The sequence below is a fragment of the Marinibacterium profundimaris genome (assembly GCF_002210095.1).
In the GTDB taxonomy this organism is placed as follows: domain Bacteria; phylum Pseudomonadota; class Alphaproteobacteria; order Rhodobacterales; family Rhodobacteraceae; genus Marinibacterium; species Marinibacterium profundimaris.
The window spans coordinates 160989-174984 of sequence record NZ_AQQR01000001.1 but is presented as its reverse complement, the minus strand read 5'-3'; the positions used below and the strand labels follow the sequence as shown (position 1 = coordinate 174984).

The following is a 13996-nucleotide window of genomic DNA, read 5'->3' as shown; positions in this document are numbered from 1 at the left end:
CAAAGTCTCGCTGTTTTCGCGCCGCCCGCTGCGCTACATCGGGGGCAAATCCACGCAGGAGCCATGCCATGAACGCGCCATCCACGCCGAAACCGTCGCTGCGGGCCAAGGACGCCCCGGACCTGGGATCCTTCGACTGGGCCGATCCGTTCCGCCTGGACGACCAGCTGAGCGAAGACGAACGCATGATCGCCGCCAGCGCGCGGTCCTATGCGCAGGAAAAGCTGCAATCCCGCGTCACCGAGGCATATGCCTCCGAGAAGGTCGAACCCGAAATCTTTGCCGAGATGGGCGAGATGGGCCTTCTGGGCGTGTCGCTGCCCGAGCAATACGGCGGGCTGGGATCGGGCTATGTCAGCTATGGCCTGGTCGCACGTGAGGTCGAGCGCGTGGATTCCGGCTATCGGTCGATGATGTCCGTGCAATCCAGCCTCGTGATCTACCCGATCTATGCCTATGGCTCGGAAGAGCAGCGCGAGAAATACCTGCCGAAGCTGGCCTCTGGCGAATGGATCGGCTGTTTCGGCCTGACCGAGCCCGACGCGGGTTCGGACCCGGCGGGCATGAAGACCCGCGCCGAGAAGATCGACGGCGGCTACCGGATCACCGGCGCGAAGATGTGGATCTCGAACGCGCCGATCGCGGATGTCTTCGTGGTCTGGGCCAAGTCCGACGCCCATGACGGCAAGATCCGCGGCTTCATCCTGGAAAAGGGCATGAAGGGGCTTTCGGCGCCGAAGATCGCCAACAAGATGTCGCTGCGCGCCTCGGTCACCGGCGAGGTGGTGATGGACGGTGTCGAGGTCGGCGAGGATGCGCTGCTGCCCAATGTGCAGGGGCTGAAGGGGCCGTTCGGTTGCCTTAACCGCGCGCGCTACGGCATCGCCTGGGGTGCGATGGGCGCGGCCGAGTTCTGCTGGCATGCGGCACGGCAATACGGTCTGGACCGCAAGCAGTTCAACAAGCCGATCGCGCAGACGCAGCTCTTCCAGAAGAAGCTGGCCGACATGCAGACCGAGATCGCGCTTGGCCTGCAGGGTGCGCTGCGCGTCGGCCGTCTGATGGACGAGGCCAATGCCGCGCCCGAGATGGTGTCGATCGTGAAGCGCAACAATTGCGGCAAGGCCCTGGATATCGCGCGGATGGCCCGCGACATGCATGGCGGCAACGGCATCAGCCTGGAATTCCAGGTGATCCGCCACGTGATGAACCTGGAGACGGTCAACACGTACGAGGGCACCCATGACGTGCATGCGCTGATCCTCGGCCGGGCGCAGACCGGGCTGCAGGCGTTCTTCTGAGCAGCGTCCCAACGGATTGACGCCTCGCGCCCGCTGGTCGGCGCGGGGCCTGTATTGCGATACCGATCCGCCCGGGGGACTGTCCGGTGGAACGGTGGTCTTGTGTCGGGGTCGGTGTGCGAGGCTCTGGCGTATCCGAAGCATCCAAAGCTCTGACCGGTGAGCGGGAGCGATCTCATCGGCCGGGGTACGGGTTCAGGCGGTTCTCGACAGCCGCGAGGCTTCCATACGTAATGCCGGTAATCAGTATTATGTAAATATCGTATGTCCGCCGACAGCCACCGGACTGCTTGCACTCCGCTTTCTTGTGCGCGACCTTGGCCGCGATCCGGGGCCCCGGCAAGCATTGGCGGCCCCCGGTGCTTTCGGGTGCTGGTTTCAAGAGGCGGATGCAAGACCATGGAATTGAAGGACAAGATCATCGTCATCACCGGCGCGGCCAGCGGGATCGGACGCGCGATGGCGCTTCGGTTCGCGCAGGACGGCCCCGCGCATATCGTCTGCGCCGACCTCAACGGCTCGGGCGCCGCGGAAACCGCGAAACTGGTGAACGGCACGGGGTTCGAGGTCAATGTCGCGCGCGAGGTCGAGATCGCGGGCATGATCGAAAAGGTCGAAAGCGCCATCGGGCCGATCGACCTGTTCTGCTCGAACGCCGGCATCCTGACGCCCGGCGGCGCCGAGGTGCCGGACGAGGATTGGCAGCGGATCTGGGAGGTCAACGTGATGGCCCATGTCTGGGCCGCGCGTCACCTGGTGCCCTTGATGAAGGAACGCGGCGGCGGCTACCTGCTGAACACCGCCTCGGCCGCGGGGCTGCTGAACCAGGTCGGCTCGGCGCCCTATGGCGTGACGAAACACGCCGCCGTGGGGCTTGCGGAGTGGCTGGCGATGACCCATGGCGACGATGGCATCAAGGTGAGCGTCCTGTGCCCGCAGGCCGTGCGCACCGAGATGACCAGAGGCCACGAGGATGGTGTCGCCGCGCAGGATGGCATGCTTGAGCCGGAACCGGTCGCCGAGGCCTGTGTGCAGGCGATCCGGGACGAGACGTTCCTGGTGCTCCCGCACGAGGAAGTTCTGGGCTACATGCGCAACAAGACCGAGAATTACGACCGCTGGATCGGCGGAATGCGCAAGCTCAACAGGGTTTACGGGGACAAGCTGACGTGATGCCGCGCTGTCCGGCGGTCATTCGGTCGGCTGCGGTAGTCTGGAGTATTTTGCCCAAGAAGAAGGGAGGAGGGCGCGCCCTGCCCCTCTGTTTGTCCTTACACGGTGCCGCCGGTTGCACAGGACTTGCGCCCTGATGAACTGAGGCCGGGCTTGTGGCACGGGGGATGTGCTGCCTATCTGCTCGGTAACAAGGTTTCAGATACAAGAGCAATCCCATGAAAAAGATCGGTTTTCTTTCCTTCGGCCATTGGGCGCCCACGCATGGATCGCGGGTGAAGACGGCCGCCGAGGTGCTGTCGCAATCCATCGACCTGGCGGTTGCCGCCGAGGAGCTGGGGCTGGATGGCGCCTATTACCGGGTGCATCACTTCGCGCGGCAGCTGGCCTCGCCATTCCCGTTGCTGGCCGCCGTCGGCGCGCGAACCTCGACGATCGAGATCGGCACCGGCGTGATAGACATGCGCTATGAAAACCCCTTCTACATGGCCGAGGACGCGGGATCCGCCGACCTTATCTCGGGCGGACGGCTGCAGCTGGGCATCTCGCGCGGCTCGCCCGAACAGGTGGTCGATGGCTGGAAGCATTTCGGATACGCGCCGGCCGAAGGCGAGGACAGCGCAGAGATGGCGCGGCGGCACGCGCTGGTCTTCATTGAACTGTTGAAGGGTGAAGGCTTTGCCGAGCCGCATCCGCGCCCGATGTTCCCCAATCCGCCGGGGCTGCTGCGGCTGGAGCCGCATTCCGAGGGGTTGCGCAACCGGATCTGGTGGGGCGCCGCCTCGGACGCGACGGCCCGCTGGGCCGCGCAGATGGGCATGAACCTGCAAAGCTCGACCCTGAAATGGGACGAGACGGGTGAGCCGTTCCATGTCCAGCAGGCCAACCAGATCCGCGCCTTCCGTGCGGCCTGGGCCGAGGCCGGGCATGCGCACGAACCGCGGGTGTCGGTCAGCCGGTCGATCTTTGCGCTGAAGACCGACATGGACCGGCAGTATTTCGGCCGTGGCGGCAAGGAAAGCGACCAGGTCGGCGTGATCGACGATCAGCGCGCGGTCTTCGGCCGCGGCTACGCGGACGAGCCGGAAAGGCTGATCGAGCAGCTGAAGGCCGACGAGGCGATCGCCGAGGCCGACACGCTGCTGCTGACCGTGCCGAACATGCTGGGCGTCGATTACAACGTCCACGTGATCGAGACGATCCTGAAAGAGATCGCGCCCGAGCTGGGCTGGCGGTAACCGCCTGGTCTCTCGTGACGGCTCAGCCGCGCGGGGCGACGGGGCGCACCAGCCCCTCCTGCGCGGTGCTGGCCACGAGGTTGCCGTCACGGGTGTAGATCGAGCCCCGGTTGAACCCGCGCCCGCCGGCGGCCTTGGGGCTGTCCATCACGTAGAGATGCCAGTTCTCGAAGGCGATCGGCGCGTGAAACCACATGGCGTGGTCCAGGCTGGCCGTCATCACCCGCGGTTGCAGCCAGGTCAGCCCGTGGGGCCGCAGCGACGAGCCCAGCAGGTAGAGATCCGAGGCATAGGCCAGCAGGCAATGCTGCATCACCGGCGATGTTCCGGCAGCACCCGGCACGCGGAACCAGACCTGGTTGCGGTCATCCGCCGGCTCTGGCGTAAAGAAATCCTGAGGATCGACCTCGCAGATCTCGATCGGGCGCAGGCGCAGGAATTCCTCGCGGTATTTTTCAGGGATCCGCGCGGCGGCTTCCTCGCGGCGCGCCTGCACCGGGGTCAGCTCTTCGGGCGCGGGCACGTCGGGCATGGCGTGCTGGTGGGTCCAGCCGTCCTCTTCCACCTGGAAGGACGCCGACAGGTTCAGGATCTGCCGGCCGTGCTGGATCGCCACGACGCGGCGGGTGGTGAAGGATCCGCCGTCGCGGGCACGGTCGACCTGGTAGATCACGGGGATCGATGGATCGCCCGGCCGGATGAAATAGGCATGCAGCGAATGGCACAGGCGGTCCTCGACCGTGCGATAGGCCGCCATCAGCGCCTGCGCGATCACCTGCCCGCCAAAGATGCGCTTGGGCGTCTCGCCGCCGGCGCCCGTCCCCCGGAACAGATCGACCTCAAGCTGTTCTATGTCGAGGAGGTTCAGCAGATCCCGGTTTGCCGCGTCGATCATGTCAGGTCCCGTCTTCAATTGTCCCGTCGGTCAGCGGCATAGGCGATGAACGTGTCGAAGGCCACCGGGTTGGCCATGGAATCGCGGTTGACCACGGTGTCCGGATCGCCGCCCAGCAACAGCTTCTTCACCGGCACTTCCAGCTTCTTGCCCGACAGCGTGCGCGGCACCTCCGCGATCGCGACGATCTCGTTCGGAACGAAGCGCGGCGATACCTCGGCTCGGATCGCGGCATTGATCCGGTCGGTCAGCGCGTCGTCCAGCGTCGCGCCCTCGGCCAGCACCACGAAGAGCGGCATGAAGCTCTCCTTGCCGAGGAATTCCAGATCGACCACCAGGCTGTCCATGACCTCTGGCAGCGCCTCGACCGCGCGGTAGATTTCGGAGGAGCCGAGGCGCAGGCCCTTGCGGTTGATCGTGGCGTCCGAGCGGCCGTAGATGATCGTGCCGCCGTCCTGGGTAATCTCGATCCAGTCGCCGTGGCGCCAGATGCCGGGGTAGGTGTCGAAATAGCTCTCGTGCAGGCGCGCGCCGGTATCATCGCCCCAGAAGAACAGTGGCATAGACGGCAGCGGCTCGGTACAGACCAGTTCTCCGACCGCGCCGATCAGCTCCTGGCCCGCCTCGTCGAAGCTGCGGACGGCATTGCCGAGAAACCGGCACTGCATCTCGCCCGCGCGGACCGGCAGCATCGGGTTGCCGCCGACGAAGGCGCCGGCGAGGTCGGTGCCGCCCGAGATCGGGGCCAGCCAGACATCGGGGCGCGCGGCGGTGTAGATCCAGTCGTAGGCGTCCGACGACAGCGGCGAACCGGTGGATCCGATGGAGCGCAGCGCCGAAAGGTCAAGCTCGTCCACCGGGCGGATCCCGGACTTGCGGCAGGCATCGAAGAAGGCCGCGCCGGCGCCAAGGTAGGTCAGCCCCTGCCCTTCGGCAAAGCGCCAGAGCGCCATCATGTCCGGATGGTTCGGCGCCGCATCGAAGACCGATAGCGTGGCGCCCTGGGCCAGGGCCGTGGACTGGATGTTCCACATGATCCAGCCCGAGGACGTCAGCCAGCAGAAGCGGTCTTCGGGGCCGATGTCCAGGTGCAGCGCGGTCTTGGCGCCTTCCAGCAGGATGCCGCCGTGGCCATGGACGATGGGCTTGGGATTGCCCGTGGTGCCAGAGGAATAGACCACCCAGATCGGGTGATCGAAGGGCACCGGCGTGACATCCAGGGGCGTGTCATGGCCCAGAAGACTGTCCCAGGCGAGGGCGCCGTCGGGCAGCGGGCCGGCGACGGGAATCCAGACGGTGTGTCTTAACTCCGGGAGGTTGTCTTTGATATGGGACACAAGATCTCGCCGGTCCACCGGCTTGCCGGTATGGGTATAGCCGTCCTGAGCGATCAGCACCTTCGGTTCGATCTGGCGGAACCGGTCCAGGATCGCCACATGCCCCATGTCGGGCGCGCAGAGAGACCAGATCGCGCCGATGGACACAGTGGCCAGCATGGCGATGATCGCGACCTCGGAATTGGGCAGGATCGCCACGACGCGGTCCCCCTGCCCCACACCCATCTTCCGCAGCTCGCCCGCCACGCTCGCCACGGCGTCGCGCAGCTCGGCAAATGTCATCTCGCAGTCCCGAAAGGTCTCTGACTGCACGCGGATCGCGGTCTTGTCCGGCGTGGTTTCGGCGTGGCGCAGCACCTGGTCGGCAAAGTTCAGCGTGGCGCCCGGGCACCATTCGGCGCCGGGCATGACGCGCTTTGCCAGCACCCGGTCGTAAGGTGTCGTCGCGCGGATGTCGGCGAAATCCCAGATCGCGGCCCAGAAGGCGTCGAGATCCGTGACGCTCCAGCGCCAGAGCGCCTGGTAGTCGTCGAACCGGTGCCCGCGCGCCTCGAGAAAGCGGATGAAGGCGGCCATCCGGCTGGATTGCGCGCGCTCCTCGGTCGGGGTCCAGAGGACGGGATTTTGGCTCATGCGACCATCGCCGCCTGGACCAGTGCCTTCAGTTCCGGGCGCGACGGGTAGGAGCTGGACGGGGCTAGCTGTGTGAAGAACACCACCGACAGGTTATTGACCCTGTCCACCCAGAAATAGGTCGACGCCATGCCGCCCCAGCCGAAATCGCCCACCGTGCCGGGGCTGCGGGCGCGGCCCGGGTCCAGCACCACGGCGCCGCCCAGACCGAAACCGGTGCCCTGCATGGGCTGTTCGGCAAAGCTTGTGGGGCCCATGTCGGCGATCTCGCCCTTCAGGTGGTTGCGCATCATGAAGTCCAGCGTTCTGGGCGACAGGATGCGCGCGCCGTTGCCCTCGCCGCCCCGGCGCAGCATCTCGGCGAAGCGCATGTAGTCGTCGATCGTGCTGACAAGACCGCCGCCGCCCGAAAAGCACTGCGTCGTGTGATAGCGGCTTTCGTCCGGCGCATCGGACAGCCGCAGCGGATCGGCGCCGCGGTCGGGGGCCGCGACGGACATCGGATCGCCCTCCAGCGGGGTGTAGAGCGCGGCGAAGCGGTCGCCGGTGCCCTCTGGCACGCGAAAGGCGGTCTGGGTCATGCCGAGGGGGGCGAAGATCTCATCCGCGAAGTACCGGTCCAGCGACCGGCCCGAGACGACCTCGACCACGCGGCCCAGCACGTCGATGGCCACGGAATATTCCCAGCGCGTGCCCGGCGCGAAGACCAGCGGCAGCGCGGCAAGCTGGTCGGCCACCGTTGCGATCGTGCGGTTGCCGGGGCTGAAGTCCAGCTCCTGCTCCTTCATCGCCTCGGACACCGGGTTGGTGTTGAAGCTGTAGGTCAGGCCCGAGGTATGGGTCAGCAGCTGGTGGATCGTCGGCGTGGCGCAGGGCGCGACCTGGTCGAGCCGCTCGGCACCCGGAACGAGCGCCTGCATCTCCGTGAAAGCGGGGATGAAATCCGACAGCGGCGCGTCCAGCGGAAAGAGCCCCTGTTCGACCAGCGTCATGATCGCGACCGAGGTGACCGGCTTCGTCATGGAATAGATCCGCACCATCGTGTCGCGGTCGAAGGCAAGCCCGGCGTCGATGTTGCGCTGTCCGCAGCTGTGGAAGTACGCCTCGCGCCCGTGGCGGGCCACCACCACCGAAGCGCCGGGATAGCGGCGCCGGTCCACGTAGCTGTCCATCCAGCGCCCCAGCCGGTCCAGCCGGTCCTGATCGAAGCCCAATGTCGATGGCTGCGCGATGTCCATGATCTGCCCTCCCGGTCTTTGTCCTTTCGGCCGATGAGACCGCGAATTGGGACGAATGTCGAGTGTTCCCAGCCGGTTTGACAGGTGCGGACGCAGCGGGATAGCGTCTGCTCAGAAAGCCCGGACAGATGTCAGGACGACGCCGGACCGGGTCCGGGGGTGGAGGAGAGATCATCGTGAAACTGCATTATGCACCGGGCAGCCGGGCCGTGCGCGTGGCCTGGGCCCTGGAAGAGCTGGGGCTGGACTACGACGTCGCGCGGTATGCGCTTGGCAGCCCCGAGATGCGCAACCCGGAATTCCGCCGCACCCACCCGATGGGCCGGGTGCCGGTGCTGGAGGACGGCGGCCAGGTGCTGTTCGAATCCGGGGCGATCATTCAGTACCTTCTGGCGCGGTATGGCGATGGGCGGCTGCAGCCGTCGGTGGAGGATCCGGAGTTCGGGCCCTACCTGCAGTGGTTCCACTATGCCGAGGGCATGATCATGCCGCCGATGAACCAGATCGTCGTCGAGACGCGGCTGCTGCCCGAGGACCGGCGCAGCGAGGTGCATGCGAAGCGCGCGGTGAAGCTTTTGGGCCAGATGCTGACGGCGGTGGAGGCGCATATGGAGGGGCGTGAGTTCCTGGCCGGGGCGTTTTCGGCCGCCGATATCATGACGGGCCATGCGGTGATAATGGCCGGGCGGCTGGGAGCGGACATGTCGGGGATGCCGAACCTGCAGGGTTACGGGGCGCGGCTGGAGGCGCGGCCGGCGTTTCAGGCGGCGGAAAGCGTGTAGATTTTTGCTATGGGGGGCTCTGCCCCCGTCCGCCGCTGGCGGACTCCCCCGGAGGTATTTGGGCCAAGAAGAAGCAGGGGGCGTGGTGCTTTGAATGGGGTCAGACTTCGAGCCATTCCTTGCGGATGTCGTCGCGGGACTTGAGCTCTTGCGGGGTGCCTTCGAAGACGACCTGGCCGTGGCCCATCACGTAGACCCGGTGCGCGATGTCGAGCGCGATGGCGAGCTTCTGTTCGACCAGCAGCGTGGCGATGCCGCGGCGGGCGATTTCCTGCAGCAGGTCGGCGACGCGCTGGACCATCTGGGGCGACAGGCCCTCGGTCGGTTCGTCGATCATCACCAGGTCGGGATCGCCCATCAGCGTGCGGCACATGGTCAGCATCTGCTGTTCGCCGCCCGAGAGCACCGAGGCCTCGACATCGGCGCGTTCGGCGAGGTTTGAGAACATGTCGAACATGTCCTGCATCGACCAGCGCCCTGCCCCGTCCTTCTGTCCCGGCTTCAGGCCGAGGTTCAGGTTCTGCCGCGTGGTGAGGCCGGGGAAGATGTCGCGGTTTTCCGGCACGTAGCCGATCCCGAGGTTGGCGATCTCGTAGGCCTTGCGCCCGGCGATGTCCTGGCCCTTGAAGCGGACCTGGCCCTTTGGGGGGACCTCTCCCATGATCGCCTTGCAGGTGGTCGACCGTCCGACCCCGTTGCGGCCCAGAAGCGCCACGATCTCGCCTTCGCGGATCGTCATGTTGACGCCCTGAAGGATATGGGACTTGCCGTAGAAGGCATGCATGTCGATGACGTCGAGCATCAGTGGTCTGCCTCCAGTGCCGCGCCGAGATAGGCTTCCTGCACGCGGGGATTGCCGCGGACCTCCTCGGGCGTGCCCGAGGCGATGATCTCGCCATAGACCAGGACCGAGATCCGGTCGGCCAGGCCAAAGACCACGCCCATGTCGTGTTCGACCATCACCAGCGTCTTGCCCACGGTGACCTCGCGGATCAGCTCGACGATATAGTCGGTTTCGGAATGGCTCATGCCGGCGGTGGGTTCGTCCAGCATGATGACGTCGGCCCCGCCCGCGATGGTGATCCCGATCTCCAGCGCGCGCTGTTCGGCGTAGGACAGCATGCCGGCCGGAATATCGCGGCGGGTCTGCAGGTTGATCTGCTCCAGCACCGCCTCGGCGCCCTCGGTCAGGGCCTGGCTGCGCGCGACCATGTTCCAGAAGGAATAGCGGTAGCCCATCGACCACAGCAGCGAACAGCGCACGTTCTCAAAAACCGTCATCCGTGGGAAGATGTTGGTGATCTGGAAGGAGCGCGACAGGCCCATGCGGTTGATCTCGAACGGGGCCTTGCCCTTCAGGTCGTGCCCGTGCAGGGCGATGACGCCGGCGGTCTGCGGGAAGCGGCCGGTGATCAGGTTGAAGAGCGTGGACTTGCCCGCGCCGTTGGGCCCGATCACCGCGTGGCGTTCGCCGGGCATGATCTGCAGGTCGACGCCGCGGATGATCTCGGCCTGGCCGAAGCTCTTGCGCAGGTTGGTGATTTCAAGCGCGGCGCTCATGCGCTGGCCCTCCGGTCGGTGTTGGCCTCGTGCCAGGCCTCGGCCAGTTCGGGCGCGTGGCGGCGGGCAAGCCAGAAGCCGCCCACGGCGAGGCCGCCGGTGACGATCCAGGGCAGCGGGTTCAGATGCGAGAAGGTGACCCAGTAGAGCGTCATCTCGTCATCGCCGAGGGCCGCGTGGCGGGCGTGGAACAGGATCTCGATGAAGCCCGCCGTGGCGAGGATGCAGACCAGCCCCGGCACCAGCACCTTGATGTAGGGTTTCACCAGCAGGTGCAGCTTGCCCAGCACCAGAGGCGGGACATGCATCATGATGACCCCGGCCAGCCCGCCGGGGAAGAACATCACCGTGGCGACGAAAAGCGCGCCGACGTAGAGCGCCCAGAGCTCGGTCTGCAGCGACAGCACCGTCTGTAGCAGGGTGAAGACGATGGCCCCGATGATCGGTCCGAAGAAGAAGCCGACGCCGCCCAGGAAGGTCACCAGCAGGATGGTGCCGGAGGTGGCGAGGTTGAGGTTCTCCTCGGTCAGGATCTCGTAGTTGATGGCGAAAAGCCCGCCGGCGCTGCCTGCGAAGAAGCCCGCGGCGACGAAGGAATAGAACCGGACCCAGCGCGCGGAATAGCCCAGGAACTCGGCTCGTTCGGGGTTGTCGCGCACGGCATTGGCCATGCGCCCCACCGGCGTGCGCGAGAACAGGAACATGCCAAGCGCCGAGAGCACCAGCCAGAAGACGATCAGGTAGTAGACCTCGATCTGTTGCAGGAACTCGATGCCGAAGACCGGCAGGCCGTAGGTGCGGTCGCCGCTGACGCCCTCTTCGCCGCCGAAGAAGACCACGATGATGACCGAACAGGCCGCGATCAGTTCTCCGACACCCAGCGAGATCATGGCGAAGACGGTCCCGGCGCGGCGGGTCGAGAACGACCCCACGATCAGCGCCAGACCCATTCCAAAGAGCCCGCCGAAGATCGGCAGCACCGGCAGCGGCAGGCCCGAGAAGAACCCGTCCCAGTTCATCACGTGCACGCAGACGAACCCGCCCACGCCCATGTAGACCGCATGGCCGAAGGACAGCATCCCGCCCTGCCCCAGCAGCATGTTGTAGCTGAGCGCGAAGATGATCGTGATCGCCATCTGGTTCATGATCGTGATGGCCGAGTTCGAGGTGAAGATGAACGGCATCACCAGCAGGAAGGCCACGGCGATCAGCCAGGGCGCGAGCCCGGCCAGGGTCACGCCGCCGCCTGCGAAGTCGGCGGATTGCGGTTTATGCGTCGTTGCGGTCATACGTCACGCTTCCCGAAAAGCCCGTAGGGTCGAAAGATCAGGATCAGCACCATCAGCAGATACGGCAGGATGTCGGCGACCTGAGGCGAGGTCAGCGTCCAGAGATCCTGCCAGGCGCTGTCCCATATGGGCTCGGGCTTGGTCAGGCCCATCCAGGTCAGCAGATCCTCCATCCGCATGTCATAGGCCTTGGCGAAGGTGGTCATCCAGCCGATGATCAGCGAGGCGACCAGCGCGCCGCCGAGGCTGCCCAGACCGCCGATGACGATGGTCACGAAGACGATCGAGCCGAGGACCACGGCCATGCCCGGGAAGGTCGACAGCACCGGTCCGGCGATCACCCCGGCGACACCGGCCAGCGCCGTGCCCACGCCGAAGACGCCCATGAAGACCAGCGGCACGTTGTGGCCAAGCGCTTCGACCGTGCGCGGATAGGACAGGGCCGCCTGGATGATCATCCCCACCCGCGTCTTCGTCAGCACGAAGAGCAGCCCGCCGAAGATTGCCAGCGACAGGAAGATCATGAACACCTTGTAAAGCGGGATCGTGTTGCCGGCGATGGCAAAGGCCGCGCCTTCGAGGATCCCGGGGATCTCGTAGGGGATCTGATCCTTGCCCCAGATGAACTGCACGACCTCCTCGATCAGCAGCGCCAGGCCGAAGGTGAAGATCAGCTCGGGCACGTGGCCATATTGGTGCACGCGTCTGAGCCCGTAGCGTTCAACCCCCGCGCCCAGGGCACCGACGATCAGCGGCGCGACCAGCAAGCCCATCCAGAATCCCAGGTAGACCGAGATCTGGTAGGCGAAATAGGCCCCCAGCATGTAGAAACTGGCATGGGCAAAGTTCAGCACGCCCATCATTGAAAAGATAAGCGTCAGCCCCGCCGAGAGCATGAAAAGCAGAAGGCCGGTCACCAGCCCGTCGATCAGGTTCACCAGTACAAGATCCATGGACCCGGCTATCCCTTTCTAGACATTTGTTTTTTGTCGGATGCCACCCGCGCCGGGGCCTGCCCGGCGCGGGGGTGTCCCGGTTTACGGGCGGCGCATCTTGCAGGTGGTCGGGCTGTCCATCCCGGCCATCTCGATGCGGTGTTCCATCCGCTGGCCGTAGTCCGAATTGTCGAGGTCATAGTCGATGCCCTCGTTCGTGTGCACGGTGATCAGCACGTCCTGGATCAGCTGGTGATCCTCGGGCCGCATGTAGAGCGTGCCGCCCCACATGCTCTCGTGCTCCATCCCCTCCAGCGCCTCGCCCACGGCGACCACGTCGGTGGCGGTGCCGGCCTCGTTTATCGCCTTGGCCAGCATCTCGATCACGTTGGTGATGCGGGTCTGGCTCATGTTGCCGTCCGGGTACTTGGCCTTGAACGCCTCGATGTATGCGGCGGCGCGGTCGTTGGGCGGCGGGTTGGTCTGCCCTTCGGTCACCAGCCGCAGGCGGTCCTTGCCGCTTTCCCCGAAGGCGGCGGTGATGCCGTCAGCGGCGGCGTAATAGGTGTAGATCGGCCCGTCGAACCCGTTGTCGATCACCGACTTGCCAAGGTTCAGCATGTCCGCACCCCAGTTGCCGGTGATCACGGCATCGGCGCCAGAGGACACGATCTTGCGCGAATAGGGCGTGAAATCCTTCACCTTTCCAATGGGATGCAGTTCATTCCCGACGATCTCGATGTCGGGGCGCTTTTCGCCCAGGAACGACGTCGCGGCCGAGGACACGGCCTTGCCGAAGGAATAATCCTGCCCGATCACGTAGACCTTGGTGATGTCGTCCTGCTCGGCGATCACGTCGGTCAGGGCGTCCATCTTGATGTCGGCATTGGCGTCGAAGCGGAAATGCCAGAAGTTGCAGTTCTCGTTGGTCAGCGCCGGGTCGACGGCCGAATAGTTCAGGAACAGCACCCGGTCATCGGGATTGCGGCGGTTGTGCTTTTCGATCGCGTCGGTCAGCGCGTGCGCCACGCCCGAGCTGTTGCCCTGCACGACGTAACGGATGCCCTGGTCGATGGCGACCTGAAGCTGCACGAGGCTTTCCTTCGGGCTGGTCTTGTTGTCGAAGGCGACGATTTCGAACGTGTCGCCGTCCAGGACCCCGCCCTTCTCGTTCACCAGGGTTTCGGCCGCGAATTCGTACTGGTGCAGACCATTTGTCCCGGTGCTGGCGAAGGGGCCCGAAAGCGGGTCGATGAAGGCAATCTTGATCGTGTCGGCGGATGCCGTACCGGCAGCCAATAGGGTAGCCATGACGGCCGAAAGGCCGATCCCAGTGGTCTTGCGCATGAGTTTTCCTCCCTTGGATACCCCGTCGCATTCTCCTCCGCGCGCCGGGATCCGATTTCAGCGTTGCACAACAATCCTCAAAGTCAAGCATTCCGCCGGGCGAAGCATTCGCGCCGCAAGGGCCGTTGTGCGGGCTGGATCGGGCAGGTTTCGGGGCGTTGACCGGGGGTGATTTTCGACATGAATTTCGCCTCTCAAGTATATGATGATAATTGTAAAATATGCACCTGATTTGGCTCAGTCCGGGCCTTCCATGAGCACACGTCGC

At 65.4% G+C, this 13996-nt stretch carries 12 protein-coding genes; 4 read left to right on the top strand and 8 right to left on the bottom strand.

Going from position 1 to position 13996, the window contains the following annotated elements; all coding sequences use genetic code 11:
- Nucleotides 1-68: 68 nt before the first annotated feature.
- From ATO3_RS00865 to ATO3_RS00855, 3 genes are all read left to right on the top strand, one after another.
- Nucleotides 69-1301 carry an acyl-CoA dehydrogenase gene (locus ATO3_RS00865; protein ID WP_088647909.1) on the top strand — a complete coding sequence of 411 codons (1233 nt, stop codon included), beginning with the start codon at nucleotides 69-71 and terminating at the stop codon, nucleotides 1299-1301.
- A 399-nt stretch (nucleotides 1302-1700) separates the two neighbouring features.
- Complete coding sequence (locus ATO3_RS00860; protein ID WP_088647908.1) at nucleotides 1701-2474, top strand: SDR family oxidoreductase; 774 nt, start codon at nucleotides 1701-1703, stop codon at nucleotides 2472-2474.
- A 218-nt stretch (nucleotides 2475-2692) separates the two neighbouring features.
- The gene (locus ATO3_RS00855) at nucleotides 2693-3712 is read left to right on the top strand and encodes an LLM class flavin-dependent oxidoreductase (RefSeq protein WP_088647907.1); all 1020 of its coding nucleotides are present in this window, start codon (nucleotides 2693-2695) and stop codon (nucleotides 3710-3712) included.
- A gap of 22 nt (nucleotides 3713-3734) precedes the next feature.
- Here ATO3_RS00855 and ATO3_RS00850 read toward each other — a convergent pair whose 3' ends face one another.
- Genes ATO3_RS00850 through ATO3_RS00840 form a run of 3 tightly spaced genes read right to left on the bottom strand, consistent with a single transcriptional unit; the run spans nucleotide 3735 to nucleotide 7815 of the window.
- The gene (locus ATO3_RS00850) at nucleotides 3735-4607 is read right to left on the bottom strand and encodes an acyl-CoA thioesterase (RefSeq protein ID WP_088647906.1); all 873 of its coding nucleotides are present in this window, start codon (nucleotides 4605-4607) and stop codon (nucleotides 3735-3737) included.
- A gap of 14 nt (nucleotides 4608-4621) precedes the next feature.
- Nucleotides 4622-6577 (bottom strand): acetoacetate--CoA ligase, encoded by a 1956-nt coding sequence (locus tag ATO3_RS00845; RefSeq protein WP_088647905.1) that lies wholly within the window; start codon nucleotides 6575-6577, stop codon nucleotides 4622-4624.
- Nucleotides 6574-7815, bottom strand: coding sequence for a serine hydrolase domain-containing protein (locus tag ATO3_RS00840; RefSeq protein WP_088647904.1), 1242 nt, complete (start codon nucleotides 7813-7815; stop codon nucleotides 6574-6576). The genes ATO3_RS00845 and ATO3_RS00840 overlap by 4 nt, the downstream gene beginning before the upstream one ends.
- A 176-nt stretch (nucleotides 7816-7991) precedes the next feature.
- Between ATO3_RS00840 and ATO3_RS00835 the strand changes: the two genes are divergently transcribed.
- Nucleotides 7992-8597 (top strand): glutathione S-transferase family protein, encoded by a 606-nt coding sequence (locus ATO3_RS00835; RefSeq protein WP_198963183.1) that lies wholly within the window; start codon nucleotides 7992-7994, stop codon nucleotides 8595-8597.
- 100 nt (nucleotides 8598-8697) lie between these two features.
- On the opposite strand, the gene ATO3_RS00830 is transcribed toward ATO3_RS00835, so the two are convergent.
- The 5 genes from ATO3_RS00830 to ATO3_RS00810 form a co-directional block, all read right to left on the bottom strand.
- On the bottom strand, nucleotides 8698-9402 hold the full coding sequence (locus ATO3_RS00830) for an ABC transporter ATP-binding protein (RefSeq protein WP_332888689.1): 705 nt from the start codon (nucleotides 9400-9402) through the stop codon (nucleotides 8698-8700).
- Complete coding sequence (locus ATO3_RS00825; RefSeq protein WP_088647902.1) at nucleotides 9399-10157, bottom strand: ABC transporter ATP-binding protein; 759 nt, start codon at nucleotides 10155-10157, stop codon at nucleotides 9399-9401. Before ATO3_RS00825 ends, ATO3_RS00830 begins: the two co-directional genes overlap by 4 nt.
- Nucleotides 10154-11446, bottom strand: a complete 1293-nt coding sequence (locus ATO3_RS00820; RefSeq protein WP_088647901.1) for a branched-chain amino acid ABC transporter permease — start codon at nucleotides 11444-11446, stop codon at nucleotides 10154-10156. The genes ATO3_RS00825 and ATO3_RS00820 overlap by 4 nt, the downstream gene beginning before the upstream one ends.
- Entirely contained in the window at nucleotides 11443-12399 is a 957-nt protein-coding gene (locus ATO3_RS00815) for a branched-chain amino acid ABC transporter permease (protein ID WP_088647900.1), read from the bottom strand. The genes ATO3_RS00820 and ATO3_RS00815 overlap by 4 nt, the downstream gene beginning before the upstream one ends.
- An 84-nt stretch (nucleotides 12400-12483) precedes the next feature.
- On the bottom strand, nucleotides 12484-13728 hold the full coding sequence (locus ATO3_RS00810) for a branched-chain amino acid ABC transporter substrate-binding protein (protein WP_088647899.1): 1245 nt from the start codon (nucleotides 13726-13728) through the stop codon (nucleotides 12484-12486).
- Between the last annotated feature and the right edge of the window lie 268 nt (nucleotides 13729-13996).

Excerpts from the sequence above, each read along its gene's own strand:
- ATO3_RS00865 (WP_088647909.1), top strand. The coding sequence starts at position 69 with ATGAACGCGCCATCCACGCCGAAACCGTCGCTGCGGGCCAAGGACGCC.
- ATO3_RS00860 (WP_088647908.1), top strand. The coding sequence starts at position 1,701 with ATGGAATTGAAGGACAAGATCATCGTCATCACCGGCGCGGCCAGCGGG.
- ATO3_RS00855 (WP_088647907.1), top strand. The coding sequence starts at position 2,693 with ATGAAAAAGATCGGTTTTCTTTCCTTCGGCCATTGGGCGCCCACGCAT.
- ATO3_RS00850 (WP_088647906.1), bottom strand. The coding sequence starts at position 4,607 with ATGATCGACGCGGCAAACCGGGATCTGCTGAACCTCCTCGACATAGAA.
- ATO3_RS00845 (WP_088647905.1), bottom strand. The coding sequence starts at position 6,577 with ATGAGCCAAAATCCCGTCCTCTGGACCCCGACCGAGGAGCGCGCGCAA.
- ATO3_RS00840 (WP_088647904.1), bottom strand. The coding sequence starts at position 7,815 with ATGGACATCGCGCAGCCATCGACATTGGGCTTCGATCAGGACCGGCTG.
- ATO3_RS00825 (WP_088647902.1), bottom strand. The coding sequence starts at position 10,157 with ATGAGCGCCGCGCTTGAAATCACCAACCTGCGCAAGAGCTTCGGCCAG.
- ATO3_RS00820 (WP_088647901.1), bottom strand. The coding sequence starts at position 11,446 with ATGACCGCAACGACGCATAAACCGCAATCCGCCGACTTCGCAGGCGGC.
- ATO3_RS00815 (WP_088647900.1), bottom strand. The coding sequence starts at position 12,399 with ATGGATCTTGTACTGGTGAACCTGATCGACGGGCTGGTGACCGGCCTT.
- ATO3_RS00810 (WP_088647899.1), bottom strand. The coding sequence starts at position 13,728 with ATGCGCAAGACCACTGGGATCGGCCTTTCGGCCGTCATGGCTACCCTA.